Annotated in this window: 11 protein-coding genes; 3 read left to right on the top strand and 8 right to left on the bottom strand. The window is 58.7% G+C overall.

The genetic code is table 11. The annotated features are described in order from the left end of the window. Positions 1-292 precede the first annotated feature (292 nt). Together GE027_RS18925 and GE027_RS18920 are read left to right on the top strand one after the other, a co-directional pair. Complete coding sequence (locus GE027_RS18925; RefSeq protein ID WP_153558788.1) at positions 293-4,036, top strand: PVC-type heme-binding CxxCH protein; 3,744 nt, start codon at positions 293-295, stop codon at positions 4,034-4,036. A gap of 409 nt (positions 4,037-4,445) precedes the next feature. Then, positions 4,446-5,147 carry a carboxylesterase family protein gene (locus GE027_RS18920; RefSeq protein WP_237607655.1) on the top strand — a complete coding sequence of 234 codons (702 nt, stop codon included), beginning with the start codon at positions 4,446-4,448 and terminating at the stop codon, positions 5,145-5,147. Positions 5,148-5,156: 9 nt separating this feature from the next. On the opposite strand, the gene GE027_RS18915 is transcribed toward GE027_RS18920, so the two are convergent. Both GE027_RS18915 and GE027_RS18910 read right to left on the bottom strand, forming a co-directional pair. Then, positions 5,157-5,597, bottom strand: coding sequence for an NINE protein (locus GE027_RS18915; protein ID WP_153558786.1), 441 nt, complete (start codon positions 5,595-5,597; stop codon positions 5,157-5,159). 52 nt (positions 5,598-5,649) lie between these two features. Next, positions 5,650-5,985: a hypothetical protein gene (locus GE027_RS18910; protein WP_153558785.1), complete on the bottom strand. Its 336-nt coding sequence runs from the start codon at positions 5,983-5,985 to the stop codon at positions 5,650-5,652. Between the two features lie 234 nt (positions 5,986-6,219). On the opposite strand from GE027_RS18910, the gene GE027_RS18905 reads away from it, so the two are divergent. After that, complete coding sequence (locus GE027_RS18905; protein WP_237607654.1) at positions 6,220-7,074, top strand: glycerophosphodiester phosphodiesterase; 855 nt, start codon at positions 6,220-6,222, stop codon at positions 7,072-7,074. Positions 7,075-7,361: 287 nt separating this feature from the next. On the opposite strand, the gene GE027_RS18900 is transcribed toward GE027_RS18905, so the two are convergent. The 6 genes from GE027_RS18900 to GE027_RS18875 form a co-directional block, all read right to left on the bottom strand. After that, on the bottom strand, positions 7,362-9,461 hold the full coding sequence (locus GE027_RS18900; RefSeq protein ID WP_153558784.1) for an FAD-dependent oxidoreductase: 2,100 nt from the start codon (positions 9,459-9,461) through the stop codon (positions 7,362-7,364). A 1,056-nt stretch (positions 9,462-10,517) separates the two neighbouring features. Then, entirely contained in the window at positions 10,518-11,000 is a 483-nt protein-coding gene (locus GE027_RS18895; protein WP_153558783.1) for a type II toxin-antitoxin system VapC family toxin, read from the bottom strand. A 980-nt stretch (positions 11,001-11,980) separates the two neighbouring features. Continuing rightward, positions 11,981-12,280 carry a type II toxin-antitoxin system RelE/ParE family toxin gene (locus GE027_RS23790; protein ID WP_153558807.1) on the bottom strand — a complete coding sequence of 100 codons (300 nt, stop codon included), beginning with the start codon at positions 12,278-12,280 and terminating at the stop codon, positions 11,981-11,983. A gap of 5 nt (positions 12,281-12,285) precedes the next feature. Further along, entirely contained in the window at positions 12,286-12,501 is a 216-nt protein-coding gene (locus GE027_RS18885; RefSeq protein WP_202617472.1) for a hypothetical protein, read from the bottom strand. A 1,207-nt stretch (positions 12,502-13,708) separates the two neighbouring features. Further along, positions 13,709-14,011: a type II toxin-antitoxin system RelE/ParE family toxin gene (locus GE027_RS18880; RefSeq protein ID WP_202617471.1), complete on the bottom strand. Its 303-nt coding sequence runs from the start codon at positions 14,009-14,011 to the stop codon at positions 13,709-13,711. Continuing rightward, a complete protein-coding gene (locus tag GE027_RS18875; protein WP_162006817.1) occupies positions 13,989-14,219 on the bottom strand; it encodes an addiction module protein in 231 nt (76 codons plus the stop codon). Before GE027_RS18875 ends, GE027_RS18880 begins: the two co-directional genes overlap by 23 nt. Positions 14,220-15,603 lie beyond the last annotated feature (1,384 nt).

Below are 15,603 nucleotides of genomic sequence, written 5' to 3'. Positions count from 1 at the left end.
TGTCGAACAAGGCCGGCCGCGTAAGAAGCGGCTGCAAACTCCGCGCCGCACAGCGGATCCGCTTGAACCCTCTGGGCGTATCCGCCGTGATAGAGGCACGCCTGCCGTGGCCGGACCGGTCCTACGGTCCTCGCGGGTCCTGAGGCGCGGAGCCCGCAAATTCGCTTGCCCAGACCTCCTAGACGATCCCCAAATTCTGCCCGACCTGTTTATACTACGGGTCGTATTCTACGCAAACTAACTGCTCCACGCGAATTAACTGCGCTGCACACTCGAAGGACATTCGTTCAATATGCATGCTTTCACTCGTTCTCAAGCCGCCGTTTTCACGGCGGTTTTCCTGAGTTTGGCGGGGATGCTCCTGGGGGCCCAGCGACCGCTGGCCGCCGCCGAACCGACTTTGGATCTCGAAAAAAACCAGCGTGTCGCCCTGGTCGGCAATTCGCTGGCGGAACGGATGAATCTGTTCGGCCACTTCGAGACCCGCTGGCATCTGCGGAATCCGGAAGCGGAAACGCGGTTTCGCAATTTCGGTTGGCCCGCCGACGAGGTCGGTCTTCAACAGCGGCCCAACAGTTACACGACGATCGACGACCCGCTGAAAGTATTCGGTCCCGACCTGTTCCTCTGCTTCTTCGGCTTCAATGAGTCCTTCGCAGGAACGCAGCCCGAGCAGATCGAAAGCTTTGTGCAAAACTACCGCGAGTACATCGCCGAGACCTCCAAGAACTACGCTCGTGACAATCGGGGTCAGTTCGTGCTGGTCAGTCCGACCGCTTTCGAACCGACCGGCAATCCGTTCGGTCCCGATGCGAAGGAGCGAAACGCGGCCCTGCGCGTCTACCGCGACGCGATCGAGTCGCTGGCTAAGGCCGATGGCCATGGCTTCGTCGACTTGTTCACGCCCACGCTGGAGCCGTTTGAGAAACAGGACGGCCTGCAGTTCACGATCAACGGCGTACACCTGAACGAAGCCGGCGACCGCTTAATCGCCGCCGAACTGGAAGCCGCGTTGTTCGGATCCGCCCGGCAAGATCATTCCGGCCAGCAGTACGAACGGGTCCGCCGGTGGGTCAACGACAAATCCTGGCTGCACCAGCAGGACTACCGCATGCTCAACGGCTGGTATGTGTATGGCGGCCGCCGCACCTGGGATACCGAAACCTTCCCGACCGAGTACCGCAAGATCCGAGCGATGGTGGCCGTTCGCGACCAGTACCTGTGGGATCTAGCCGCAGGTCGACCGGTTGCGGACCAGCCCGACGACTCGCAAACCGGCGACGTCGTGGTCCCACCGACGATGTTCGGAACGCGCGATGAAAACTTCCGCAAGATGCGCGAGCCGGAAGAATTGGTTTATCCGACGCCCGAAGAGTCCATCAAAATGATGAACGTTCCCGAAGGCTTCCGCGTGGAGCTGTTCGCGTCGGAGCGTGAATTCCCGGAACTGGCGAACCCCAACCAAATCGCGTTCGACGCCAAAGGTCGGCTATGGGTTTCTTGCATGCCCAACTATCCCCAGTGGCAACCCGGCGCCCAGCGTCCCGACGACCGCCTGCTGATTCTGGAAGACACCGACAACGATGGCAAAGCCGACAAGTGTACGACGTTCTACGATAAATTAATCTGTCCGACCGGATTCGAATTCTACGACGGTGGCGTGTTGGTGGTCGACGAGCCGCGGATCTTGTTCTTGAAAGACCACGACGGCGACGATCGCGCCGACGAAGTGGTCCAGTTGATCGACGGCGTTGCCACCGACGATACCCACCACACGGTCGGTGCCTGGGAGTTTTCGCCCGGCGGTTTGCTGTACATGCTCGAAGGCGTCGCCTTGTCGACCACCCTGGAAACGCCCTGGGGCGCGTTCCGCAATCGCAACAGCAGTGGCGGCTATATTCTGGATCTGAAATCGATGCAGGTGCGGCACTTCCGCACCCCCGGCTACGGCAACCCTTGGTGCCTGGTCTTTGATCGCTGGGGCAACGGCATCGTTGGCGACGGCACCAACGCCCGCCAACACTGGCTCAGCCCGCTGACCGGCCGGGACGTCAATACGCGCAAAACCCTGCAACCGGTGTTCGACAACGAGGGCATGCGGCCGGCGGTCGGCAACGAGTTCCTGCTTTCGCGACATCTGCCCGACGACATGCAGGGCCAGTTTATCTACGCCTGCGTGATCAACATGCATGGCATGCCGCGTTTTAATCTTCGCGACCAGCCGGACACGGCCGGTTTTGAAGGCGAACGAGTCGAAGATTTATTGTCATCGACCGACATGATCTTTCGACCGGTCGATCCCAAAATCGGACCCGACGGGGCGATCTGGTTCGGCGACTGGTGCAACGCCCTGATCGGCCACATGCAGTACTCCCAACGCGACCCCAACCGCGACCACACCCACGGCCGCGTCTATCGCATGGTGTACGACGACAAGCCGCTGCTGGAAACGGTGGACTATTCCCAGGCCTCGGCCGCCGAACTGCTCGAGGCGCTGGAACTGCCGGAGCTGCGAACCCGTTACCGCGTGCGTCGCGAGTTGTGGGAACGTCCGAAAGCCGAAGTGTACGCGGCCCTAGAAAATTGGGATGCCGTCGATAACGACCCGCAGTTGGCCTGCGAAGCGATGTGGATTCAGGAAAGCTTCCACGATCTGCGGCCGGAATTGCTGGCCAAAATCTTGCAGAGCGACCACGCCAACGCACGAGCCGCTGCGATCCACACGATCAGCAACCAACAAGACCGAATCAAGAACGTGGGCGAATACTTTGCCGCCGCGGTCGAAGATCCCGCGCCGCGAGTCCGCCTCGAAGCCCTGCGTGGCATCAGTCTGTGGGATTCGCCGCAGGCCACCGAGATGGCTCTGCGCGTCGCGAATCATCCGCTGGACTACTGGATCGAGTACACCCTCGAACACACCCTTCATGGCTTGAAACCCCAGTGGTCCGAGCAGGAACAGAACGAAGACTTCTTGGCCGACAGCAGCGAAGCGGCCCAAAAGTACTTCCAGCGCTACAAACGGATGTCGGGCCCCGGCGGCGCCGCCGCATTGCCGCTGGAAATCGCCGACGACGTGGACGCTGACATCAAGCGGCGCTACGCCGCGATCCGCCAACTGGCCCAGATGAGCGGCGGTAACGCCGGCCGCGGCGAAGGCGTCTTCAAACAGGTTTGTTCGTCCTGTCACCAGGTGGGTGATCTGGGCAAGAAGTTCGGTCCGGACCTCACGGATATCGGCCAACGCTTCGACCGCGAGAAAATCATTCGTTCGATTACGATGCCCAACGAAGAAATCCCCAAGGGCTACGAAACCGTCATGGTGCTCACCTACGACGGCGATACGCACAACGGGTTCATTCTTGACGAGGACGAAGAAACACTGTCCCTGGGAATCGCTGACGGCAAAAAGGTGGATATCGAAAAGGACAACATCGAAATCCGCAAAGCCATGAAAGCCAGCTCGATGCCCGAAGGCTTGGCGATGACCATCGCCCCGATCGAATTCTTGGATCTGGTCGCTTACCTGCAAAGCCAAAAAGCGATCCGCCGCGAGGTTCGCGATGGCTGGGCATCGCCCAAATACCTGAAGGCACCCGAACCGCGAAGTCGCGGCGAGGCGGTGGAGGTTTCGCAGGACGCCGCGGTGAAACTGGGTCCGAACTTCAGCAACCGTGACTGGAACCAGGAGTCGCATCTGTTGCTGACCGCCTCGGGCCGCGAAGCGTTCGACTTTGCTTTTCACAGCGAACACGATGCTTCGAAACCGTATGTGACGATCCGCCTGAGCGAGCCGCGTGAATTATCCCAGCTATGGCTCCGCAATCGGCTCAGCCGCCAGTTCCATCAGCGAGCCACAGGACTGGCCGTTTGGGTCAGCGGTAATGGTGAAGATTACGAGAAGGTCTGGAGCGCGGAGAAGCCGCAAGCGGAGTGGATGGTGGATTTCCCGGCCGGTACCACAGCCCAGTACATCCGTATCGGACTGGAGGGCCAAGGAACCTTCCACCTGTACCAAGCCGCCGTCTTCGGCAACTAGTCGGCCTGTCGATTTATGGAGCCGTTTAGGTGCTGGCCTTGGTTTCGTCACTGCAAAACCGGGGCTATCGCCCAAACGGCTCACATAAACAATGCGTTTTCAAATAAATCGCCAGCCCATAGTGGCATAGGCTTCCAGCCTGTGAACGTGAATCACCCCGTAGCTGAACTCGCCAGAGTTTGGACACACCGCCGCAACACGTTCGCTTCCAAAGTCTGGCGACTTCGGCTACGAGCAACGATGCCCTAACCCACCACCAATCCCCTGCGGACCAACCCTTATGTGCGTCAATCGTTTCACCACTTGCCTCGCCCTGACCTTGTGCTTGCCGCTACTGGCCGCAACGTCCCTTACCGCTCAGGACGTCCCCTCCCAGAACACCGCCGAACGCCAGCCAACGAACCCAGACATGATCGGAAACCAAACTCCACAGCAATTCCGTTACAAAGCCGTGGAGAAACAGGAGTTGAACTATCTGCTGTATCTGCCCAAAGCGTACGATGCCGACCGCGAGTCAGGCTGGCCGCTGATGTTGTTCCTGCACGGAGCCGGTGAACGGGGCAACGATCTGGCCCGGGTAAAGATTCACGGCCCGCCGAAGTTGGTCGAGACGGATCCGGACTTCCCCTTTGTCCTCGTCTCGCCGCAGTGCCCCGAGGACCAAACCTGGGACACGTCCGCCCTGTCTCGCTTGCTCGATGACGTGACCGTTCGTCTGAACATCGACACCGATCGGGTTTACCTTACCGGACTCAGCATGGGCGGTTACGGAACATGGAATCTGGGCATTGCCGAACCCCAGCGATTTGCGGCGATTGCACCTATCTGTGGTGGCGGTGAACTGCTGGACATTTTGCTCGTCCCCGCAGCCCAGAGAGCGGCGCTGCAGAACCTTCCGGTCTGGGCCTTTCATGGCGGGGAAGATACCGTCGTGCCGGTCGACGAATCGCAGCGGATGGTTGCTGGCCTGAAGCGACTGGGTTCGAAAAACGTCAAACTGACGATCTATCCCGATGCCGGTCACAACTCCTGGACCCAAACTTACGACAATCCCGAGTTCTTCACCTGGCTGCTACAGCACAAGCGAGATGGCCAGGCGGCGAACGAATGATCGGGCCAGTCAGCCACGCAGATTTTTCAAACTGATCTGCTCGTTCAACGTCCACAGGTCGTACAGCCAACCGACGCCGAACAGCCCTCCGCTGACCAAGTACAGCAGACCGGTCAACCATTTCCCCAGATAAAAGCGGTGCACGCCGAACAGTCCCAGGAACGTCAGCAAGATCCAACCAAGACTGTAGTCGTACGGACCCTGGGTGTAGCGCAAGTCCGCGCTGCGGTTCATTCCCGGAATCAGGAACACGTCGATCAACCAGCCGACGCCCAGCAGCCCGCCGGTGAAGAACCACAGCGTTCCGGTCAACTGCCGACCGTAATAGAAACGGTGAGCACCGGTAAAGCCGACGATCCACAACACGTACCCCATCACAACCAAGTGCGACTCGTGCTCAAATCCAGCCGGTTCGATTTCGTGACGCGCCCCGGGTGTTTGCCCTGCCATACAGCGGCGACTCCTTCAAAGGTGATTGATGCGGCGGGGTTGCAGGCAGAGTTTAGGGTTTCTCGACACAGGTGGTACAGGCGCGAAACGGTGGACGATCCTGGACCAACTGGCACACGCTCTGATGGGCCCAGGTGGCGTCGGTCCCCAGCGTCGACCGCACGTAGCGATACCGCTGGCCCTCCAGTTCGTAGATCGCCAATACCGGCGGTTCGGTGTGGTCATAGAAACACAGCATCCGAAACAGCTGAACAAACAGGCTCACGCGACGAGCACGAGCCAGGGTCTGCACGACGACGAACGGTTTGAGCGTTTCGGAAAAATGCAGCATCTGCCCGTCGATGGGGCCTCCGATAAACTCGACCTGTGCATGGTGTTGGATTGGCATCTCAGTACCCTCGAGATTGCGAGAACGCTTCCTGCGAATGAAGCATTGACAAAAATGAGCAACCTTCGTGCCAGCCACAGCTATGCCCGCGGAAAACCGTGGGACTCGCCGGTCCATCGCCGCCGCGATACCGGCGAGACGACGTCCCGCGGGCCTGTTACACTCTGACGTTTCTTCCCGTTCCGCAACTAGATTTCCCCCCTTTCCGCAACTAGATTCTCCGAGGAGTAAACGGTGCGCCACCTGCTTACCTTTCTAACCATCCTGGTTTTTCCCATGGTATCCACCGCTTTGGGCCAACAAATCGTCGCCCATCGCGGTGCCTCCCACGACGCCCCCGAAAACACGCTGGCCGCTTTTCGACAAGCTTGGCAGCAAAACGCCGACGCTATCGAAGGCGATTTCTACCTGACCGCCGACCAGCACATCGTGTGCTTGCACGACAAAAACACCAAACGCGTCGCCCCTCAGGCCCCCGTCCTGACCCCCGCCAAGGCAACGCTGGAAGAGCTGCGAAAATTGGACGTGGGCAGCTGGAAACACCCCCGGTACAAGGGCGAGCAGATTCCGACGCTGGCCGAAGTGCTGGAAACCATCCCCGCAGGCAAGCAGATCTTTCTGGAAATCAAATGCGGGCCCGAAATCCTGCCGGTGCTGAAACCCCAGCTGGAAAGCTCCGGGCTCGACCCCGAACAGGTGGTCATCATCTGCTTCAACGAAGCCGTCATCCGGGGGGCTCGCGAGACCATGCCCCAGTACAAAGCCAACTACCTGACAGGTTACAAACGCAACAAAACCACCGGACGCTGGTCGCCCAGCCGCCAACAGGTGATCGAAACCCTGAAACAGACGCAGGCGACCGGACTGGGCAGCCAGGGCAAGCGAGCCGTCCTGGACGAAGCCTTCGCCCGAGCGGTTCGCGAGGCGGGCAAGGAGTTGCACGTGTGGACGGTCAACGACGCCGATGATGCCAAGGCTTTCGCCGACCTGGGCGTCGATTCGATCACGACCGACCGCCCGGGATACATCCGCAACGTGCTGGCCGGCCGCAGCGATGCCGCCCCGGCCGGCGCTGTGCTAGCTCCGTAACGGACACCCGGCGAAAGGGTTTCCAGTCGGCCCGCTCCGACTGACAGCGCAAAGTCCCAATCAGATGGCAGGAATGACACCGCCCGTACGTCCGCATCATGTCACGGCTCGGGCGGCTTGTTGGTGATTCGTTGCGTGACCGCTGAAGCCATGGCAACAATCGCAACGCACACCCCGGAGTAAACGATTCCGGGAAGCCAACCGCCGACGATCGATACGCCCGAAGCAAAACTGTTGTACTCCAACTCTTGCACCGATCGCGCACTCCGGTGCATGCGTTTGTTCGCCTACTGGTCTTTCGGCAGCAAGCTCAGCGCGTCGACGATCACAAAGCCCATCGTCTGCCTGTTGCTGATGGTGATGATGGTTTCGACTCCGCTTTCCAATGGTACCGTACCCACGGTTCTGAAGTGTTTCCCCCGGGGCGGCGGCTGGGTTTGATCTACGCTGAATGTTTTCTTTTTGCCGCCGCTGCTGACCACCACGGGAACGTTCGTGGCCCGCGTCTCGTGTGCGGAATAGGCCATCATTAATCGGTACTCACCGGACTTCGGCGCCTTGAACCGAAAGGTGGCGGTCGACCTGCCGGTGGCCGTCGCGCTGGAATCCTTCCCTCCGCTATAGATATACCCACTTTCAATGTAAGGTTTGAAATTCGTTGATCGAGACCAGTTGCCGGTCAGCTCTGCCTGTCGATCGTCTAGTACGATTCCCGGCAACGTCTCCGCCGAGACGGATCCGCTCGCCGATGGCAGATCGGAAGCATCCGGCAAATCCAGCACCTGATTCTGGGCCAGCAGTCGCTCGCGGAGTTTTTCGTAATCCAGTTTCTGAACTTTCACATCTTGGTCCGCCGCCAGCGCAGCAGCAATGCCGGCTCCCTGACCGATAACCATCCACGCACCTTCGATTCGCAGCGACGAGATGCCGACGTGCGTGCATGACAGCGCTACTGGCACCAGCAGGTTGTCGCACTGCTCGGACCGCGGCAGGATCGAGCGGTACGGCACGTGATACGCATAGCCCTGATTAGAAGTCGCTCTCCGCACGGGAAAGATCGTCCCCTCATTAACCACGCCTCCGCCATGCAGGGCGATCCGCTGGCAGTCGTGCGAGTCGATCGGAAACGACGAGATCGCGATCGGATCATCCTTCTCTGGCGTTTCGAGGATGTCTTTCTGCGTGATCACATACAGACCCTTCATGCGGCGCGATTCGCGGACGTAAAGCGCTGGCGAAAAATGGTCGTACGGGGCAAACTCGTCACGACACAGGCCGAGGCTGGCATAGCGGTCTCGCGTCTTCTTCGGCACGGCCGGGTCGGTTGTCAGGAAGTGAATAAACTCGAGTGTGTACTGCTTGTGGGCTTCCCAAATCTCCTTCCGTCCCGCTTCGTCGGCCGAGTGCCAGTCGTTGCCGCCGCCGACAAGCCCGATCGAAAACTGGCCGCCGATCGAATTGTTGCCGTCGAACTTTTTGCCGGGCAGCGGATAGAGGTCGAAGCCGACACGCTTCTCCCCCGCCCGCAATGCGCGGCGGACAATCTCGAACCGGGCAGGGTCGTAGTTCGCCGGCTTGGGCATCGGCACGCGGTTGTCGGGGACGTCGGTCAGGCACAGCCGAAAACTGTACGTCATCACGTTCCCGTCACCCGCTTCGTTGTCGCCCGCTTCGTTGCCGCCGGCGTCGTCGGTAGTAACCAGCGGCAACAACTTGCCGTCCTCCCCAAAGCCATCGATGTCCATCTTCTGCTTCGGGTACTGCTTGCCGGCAAGCGACTCACCGTATACCTCGCGGCCCTCGCGACCGATTGTCCAGTCGACGCCCGCAGCCGCCATCAAGTCGCCCTCGTAGGTACCGTCGACGAAGACTCTGGCAGTGAACGTACCGTTCCCGGTAACCAGGGACGTGATTCGCGGTCCGTCTTTGGTGACCGCCTTGAGATAGCGTTCGGTCAGCACTTTGACCCCGGCTTCCTCCAGCATCTTCATCGTCACTCGCATGGCAACATGCGGCTCGAAGGTCCACCGCGACTGGTCTTTGTTTGCCGGGTTGTACGGCGCCTTAAGGCCCCGATCGGTATAGTCTTTCACGACGCGCGTGTGCCACTCGTCGAACAGCCCCATCAGTGTGCTGCGGACCATTTGGTTCGAGTCGCAGTGGCTCAGCCCGCCGGTGCTCAGCCCACCAACGTGTGCTGTCGGCTCCAGCAAAATGACCGAAGCCCCTTCGCGTGCGGCGGCGATCGCAGCACAAAACCCACCCGGTGTGGAGCCGTAGACGATCACTTCAGCATCGTTCTCGGCCCTCGCAGTCTGACCAATGGTCGCCAGCAATGTGGTCGCAACGACGAATCGCAAGGTCAAGGGTATCACAAGCAATTGCATCCTTTTTTTCCAGCGGTGTACGTGCGATGAAGTCCCGTAGCGAACATCCAAAATCACGTGGCACAACACAAGCGAGCAGACCGGCAAAGGAAGCATTCATCCTCCCGGCGAGTAGAACGGTAGCTTTCGGAGTTAGGATACACCTTGTTTTCCCCTGCTGCCACGGATTTCTCCTTTGTGGTGTCCTAATATTTGATGCCTCCGGGTTTGTCGCGGGAAAGCCAAGGATGGTGGATTTTCGGAGGCACCCGCGGTGGTGCCCGAAGGATTTGCCTGCGGTGTCTTCATCCATTTCGTTGAAGTTGCCGCGAGAAACGGAACCAAGCTCTGCGGGGACGCGGGCACGGCCAGGGATATCGCGGTCGGGGTGCGCCCAGTGGTGTCTCTGGCTGGTGGCAAGCATTGCCTGCCGCCAGCATTTTTGATCCGGTAGACCACACCCTTCGGACACCACCGCGGGTGCCTAAGAAAACCTTGCAGTTGGGCTGAACCCACGAAAATCCCGGATGGACCTGTATGTTCCTACCTCCATTTTCCTACCACCTGCATGCTAAGGACAGGTAGGAACATGGAGGTAGGAAGATATGTGGCGAGCGAGGTTTATGACCAGTTCTCGCCCAACGGCAGGGGCGAATGCTAACGGGGAGTCCAGCAACCATGGAGCAAGCTTCTGACTCGTACTCAGCTACGCGGTACTCGTACTCGATTCGGGAGAAATGGCAGCATCGCAACCACGGCCGAATCGGCGGTGCATTCGCTACTCGTCACCGGACATTCGGGTAGGAGTACGAGTACCGGGCTGCGCCCTGAGTACGACTCTGAACGTGCAAGAACGTTGGCGGTCAGTGGGCGGCGGGAGTTGACTCTCCACCTGCAGAAACGTCCCCTCCGCCGCTCCGTTGCATCGCATGGTTCGCCGGTTTACGTGAAGGTCGACGAACGATTCTGCGACCCGACTCAGCTTGCACCCGACGAATGCGAGCGAAAATGCGATCGAGATCGAAATCGTCTTCTGCACCCAATTGGTGTCGAATTCGTTTGATCTCAGCCGTAGGATCAGGAATCATCGAACGCCTCCAGCAGTTGTTCAGGTGTACATATTGTTGCCGGCTCATAGCCCGCCTTGCGACAGACAGCATCAATTATGTGTTGCGTGGTAGGGTTAAGTATATGCTTGAAGTTCCAGGTCGCCAACAATTCGATCCCGTTCACGGCGGCAATAGCGATGTGCGTGGCGTCACGGGGCTCGGATCGAGGCACTGCGTTGCCATCGAGCAGAGAGTCGGCGAGCGACTTTGCGTCGTCGCCGCCATCGAGCATAGGAAGGTTGCCAATCACTGCGAAACGCTCCGAGGCAGCCTGTGGGTCACCGCCGTTGCATTCCTCGACAACCAATGCTGAGACGAACAGTTCGTAGCGTTCCGCGGCAGTGTCCCACCATCGTCGAGTCACGGACTGCCTAGCTGCCATCGCAAGGTCAGGATGGACACGACCAGCGATATTGCCGATTACGGTGGTTTCGAGATAGACACTTTGCATCGCCGTATCTTAACGAACTTCGAGCAGGAGAGGACCGTGCGTCTATCGATCGGGGAACGTTCAAAATCACGTGGCACGGGCCCAGGAGGAGCAAGCAGACCGACAAACGAACCACCCGGGCTCATGTGCATTTGTTGGTTACTGGTTCACGGACTGTTCCAATCGGGAACGGTTTTGACAGCCGCATTCTAACGCGGGCCCTGATAGATGAGCAAGCAAGCTCGCAGGATGACGGCTTCTCACGGAGTCCACGAAGGCAAAGAGGCGAAGCAGGTACCGGCGCCACAGGACAGCACCAGCACTCGCCTATTCGCGACCATTCGCGTGATTAGCGGGCACATCCCCGTTCCGAAAGCAGGCCCGCGAATCACGCGAATGGACGCCAATTGGAACCGCTCGCCGCTACCGACAACCGGCCCCCGCCTCGATCGCACCACAGAACACAAGCGACAGTAACGTTGGTGGTCACACGGCGGCGACCCAGGATTGTGTGAACACGAAACGACGTTGCCGCCGCTCGTGTGCACCACATGGTTCTTGCGCGGCGATTGCATTGGCGGACGGTTCGCCGAGGCTGCCGATCTAGCCAACTTCAAGATACCGGCCGGATCGAGACTTAGCAACAATTGACCGCGCAACCTGCAAGTCACTGAATGCATTTTCCTACCTCCATTTTCCTACCTTCTGCTCGCTAGGGACAGGCAGGAACATGGAGGTAGGAAGATATGTGGAGGTCGATATCCGCGCCCGGTTCTCGCCCAACGGCAGGGGCGAATGCTAACGGGAAGTCCAGCAACCATCGGGAATCTTGGCAATCGACCGCGTATCCAATTCGGATCTGACAATTCCGAGGTTTGGCACTTGCGGATCGGGGCGTTCGACCGCGCAACGACGGACAGCAAGAACGCTAGAAATCACGCGGGACGGGCGAACGACTTGCAAGCAGACCAAAAACCGCGACTCCCGGCCTCGCGTGCATTTCATTGTTCTGCCTCTCGGAGCATATCCGGGACCAGTTTTCGGCTGCCATGAATGACAGTCAATATTCGAATCTCGTCCCCTGCGATTCGGTAAACTAGTCGAAACGAATACACAAAAAGCTCACGAATATCGTCACGTCCAAATTCGGGCACAACGGATCCAGACCGGGGGTGAGCAACCAGCTGCCCAGGCCTTTGAAGAATCCGTTCGTACACTGATTCCGCGTATGCACCAGATTGATCCGCGATGTAATCGAAAACACCAAGAGCGTCGGCTGACGCCTTCTCAGTCCATCGAATACCCGTTAGCCTCGGTTTTCTTTCGCGCGTTTGTGTGCGGTAAGACGTCTCCGCATTTCGTCCGTATCGATGAGACGTCCCGCTTCTTCATCAGCTAGTCCGGCCTCAATCTGCTGTCGCACATAGAGGTGATACTGAACGTCTTCCAACGATGCATCAGTCGGAAGCAATCGAGCAATCTCAGTTAATGTGTCACGCACAGGCGAAGGTGAATCAGCCACGGATGTCTCCTTATTGGTAGCCGTATTCTAGACGAACGAAACCATGTCGGCAAACGCGGAGATCTTGACGGCAGAACGTTCAAAATCACGTGGCACGGGCCCAGGAGGAGCAAGCAGACCGACAAACGAACCACCCGTGCTCACGTGCATTTGTTGGTTACTGGTTCACGGACTGTTCCAATCGGGAACGGTTTTGACAGCCGCATTCTAACGCGGGCCCTGATAGATGAGCAAGCAAGCTCGCAGGATGACGGCTTCTCACGGAGTCCACGAAGGCAAAGAGGCGAAGCAGGTACCGGCGCCACAGGACAGCACCAGCACTCGCCTATTCGCGACCATTCGCGTGATTAGCGGGCACATCCCCGTTCCGAAAGCAGGCCCGCGAATCACGCGAATGGACGCCAATTGGAACCGCTCGCCGCTACCGACAACCGGCCCCCGCCTCGATCGCACCGCAGAACACAAGCGACAGTAACGTCTACGATCAGCCGGCGGCGACGGAAGATCTTCCATTGTCAAAACGCCCGACTTCGCCGCTCGGTTGCATCGTTTGGTTCCCCGCTCGCCTACGCTCAGTCGTAAAATGCCATAAGTAGTCGAGAACGATCGCCGTCAAACCGCGTGTCGAGCGAAGCCAATGAGTCCATTATACAGCGAAACTCACGGGAGAGAGTCAATGCCAACGTCGCATTGATCCAACGCCGAGAGTAATTCACTACGGCCTAAATATGATAGCGAATGATAGTCGGGCCCGAGTACCCAGGCTGCGTCGTCGATCAGCTCGCACGAACGCGTAACGACAGCAGCATCATGAGTTTGTGAACGAAGAATGGTGCTGAATCCGAATGTGCGGAAGTCTGGTCGTTCATCAGGAACAACGAGCATGTAAAACGCTCCCCAAACGATGTCAGTTGCGTCGTCTGGAAAGCCACGCGGCAAATGCAGTGGAGCACGACCTCCAGGCATGCGAACGCCCGCTAGTGCCCCGAAAAGCTCGTAGTCGCGAGGAATAAAAACACCGCCAGTGATAAACGGCTGCCATCCCAGTTCGGGATGGTCGTACTCAACGGCAATGTGAATGTCACAACCCATCTGTGCATTAAGTTCGCAATATGTGTTGGGAAGATTTCAGTCGGGGAACGTTGGCGGTAACGGGGCCGCCGCCAAAGACTTTGATCTCAAAACCCGCGTGACCGGCGGCTCCCGTTCACCGCTTGGTTCGTCCGAGTCTCGCAGAAGTAAATTCCGGATGCTCCCGACAATCGAGAATGGCGACCACGTCAACGATTTCACCTGCCACCAGATAGTAGACCGCAAATGGAAAACGCTGAGAGAGTTTCCGATGGAACCCACGGTACTGCTCGTGGACGCCGGCAGTGGATTTGAGGCTTTCTAGGTCCGCCCGGAGGCAATCGAGAAAGTGCACTTCGAGTCCGAGGGATCGACCAGCATAGAACAACGCACCGTTGACCAGGTCCTCTCTGGCTTCATCCCTTAGCTCGACGTCCATTAAGCCGCTCCTTGACGTCATCCATGGCGGCATCAAGCGGAAGTCGCGACTCGCGCGATGGATTCGCAACGCGATCAGCCAGAACGTCGCCATGCCAAGCCGGTGAGGGAAGTTCCTCCGGCTGAGCGGACAGTTCGCGCCACAGGTAATTCATGGCGGCAACTTTTTCGCTAGGACTCAGCGACGACAGCAGATTCTCGAGCGACATGGGCATTCCTCCAACGTCAAGTTTACACGCCGTGCCGTCGCCGGTAAACGGTGAACGAAGCGGACGAACGTTGGTGGTCACCCGGCGGCGACCCGGGATCTGGTGAACACGACGCGACGTTGCCGCCGCTCGGGTGCACCACTTTGTTCTTGCGAGGCGATCGAATTCACGGGCGGCTTGCCAACCCCGCCGCTCGGGATCGACCTCAGAATACCGACCGGAACGGGATTAAGCAACAAATGACCGCGTCACCTGCAAATCACTGCATGCATTTTCCTACCATCTGCTCGCGAGGGACAGGTAGGAACATGGAGGTAGGAAGATAGGTGGGGGTCGACATTTGTGACCAGTTCTCGCGATGGCAGGAACAGGGGCAGACGGAGATTCCAGCTACAATCAGCAAGCCCGGCAATCGACCGCGCATCCATCACGGACCTGGACCATCGACCGAGCATCCATCACGAAGCCGGGCGTTCGACCGCGCAACCACGGACAGCAAGAACGTTGAAAAACACTGGGCACGGGCAGTTGACTTGCAAGCCGACCAAAAACCGCACCACCCGTGCTCCAGTGCATTTTTTGGTTACCGACACCGCGTCTACCATCGCCACGGGTTCGGCCTTTGAGATTGCAGGGCATTGTACCCCAGACGCGACCGACCGAGCAACAAAACGGTTGCCGGCAAACGCAGGAATGAGCCATCGCTAGACTGGCGTTCAGTTGCAGCAGATTCGTCGTCGATGATCCACCACATGCTGACAATGATGCGTGCTACGAATGGCGGGCCGAATCCATATGCGTTGCCCGTGACCATCTGCATCACAAATAGCATCCTGTCATCGACCATAGGTGGGAACGAAGTCAAACGCACCGTCGGGGGAAACCGGATGGCGACAGGTTACGCGCTGCCCATCGCAACGTGATGCGACGAAGCCAAGGTGTTTGCAGCGAATGCGACACCGCTAGAGCTCAAGCCCGGTAACGTTGCAAATCACGTGGCACGGGCACTGGACGAGCAAGCTGACCGACAAACGAACCACCCGTGCTCACGTGCATTTGGTGGTTACTGGTTCACGGACTGTTCCAATCGGGAACGGTTTTGACAGCCGCATTCTAACGCGGGCCCTGATAGATGAGCAAGCAAGCTCGCAGGATGACGGCTTCTCACGGAGTTCACGAAGACACGGAGGCGAAGCAGGTACCGGCGCCACAGGACAGCACCAGCACTCGCCTATTCGCGACCATTCGCGTGATTAGCGGGCACATCCCCATTCCGAAAGTAGACCCGCGAATCACGCGAATGGACGCCAATTGGAACCGCTCGCCGCTACCGACAACCGGCCCCCGCCTCGATCGCACCACAGAACACAAGCGACAGTAACGT

Source organism: Roseimaritima sediminicola (assembly GCF_009618275.1).
Classification (GTDB): Bacteria; Planctomycetota; Planctomycetia; order Pirellulales; family Pirellulaceae; genus Roseimaritima; species Roseimaritima sediminicola.
The sequence above is the reverse complement of the archived record's forward strand: the minus strand, read 5'-3'. Positions and strand labels throughout refer to the sequence as shown.

What these genes read in the sequence shown, in the direction of transcription:
- GE027_RS18925 (WP_153558788.1), top strand. Translation starts at nt 293, where the DNA reads ATGCATGCTTTCACTCGTTCTCAAGCCGCCGTTTTCACGGCGGTTTTC.
- GE027_RS18920 (WP_237607655.1), top strand. Translation starts at nt 4,446, where the DNA reads ATGATCGGAAACCAAACTCCACAGCAATTCCGTTACAAAGCCGTGGAG.
- GE027_RS18915 (WP_153558786.1), bottom strand. Translation starts at nt 5,597, where the DNA reads ATGGCAGGGCAAACACCCGGGGCGCGTCACGAAATCGAACCGGCTGGA.
- GE027_RS18910 (WP_153558785.1), bottom strand. Translation starts at nt 5,985, where the DNA reads ATGCCAATCCAACACCATGCACAGGTCGAGTTTATCGGAGGCCCCATC.
- GE027_RS18900 (WP_153558784.1), bottom strand. Translation starts at nt 9,461, where the DNA reads ATGCAATTGCTTGTGATACCCTTGACCTTGCGATTCGTCGTTGCGACC.
- GE027_RS18895 (WP_153558783.1), bottom strand. Translation starts at nt 11,000, where the DNA reads ATGCAAAGTGTCTATCTCGAAACCACCGTAATCGGCAATATCGCTGGT.
- GE027_RS18880 (WP_202617471.1), bottom strand. Translation starts at nt 14,011, where the DNA reads ATGGACGTCGAGCTAAGGGATGAAGCCAGAGAGGACCTGGTCAACGGT.
- GE027_RS18875 (WP_162006817.1), bottom strand. Translation starts at nt 14,219, where the DNA reads ATGTCGCTCGAGAATCTGCTGTCGTCGCTGAGTCCTAGCGAAAAAGTT.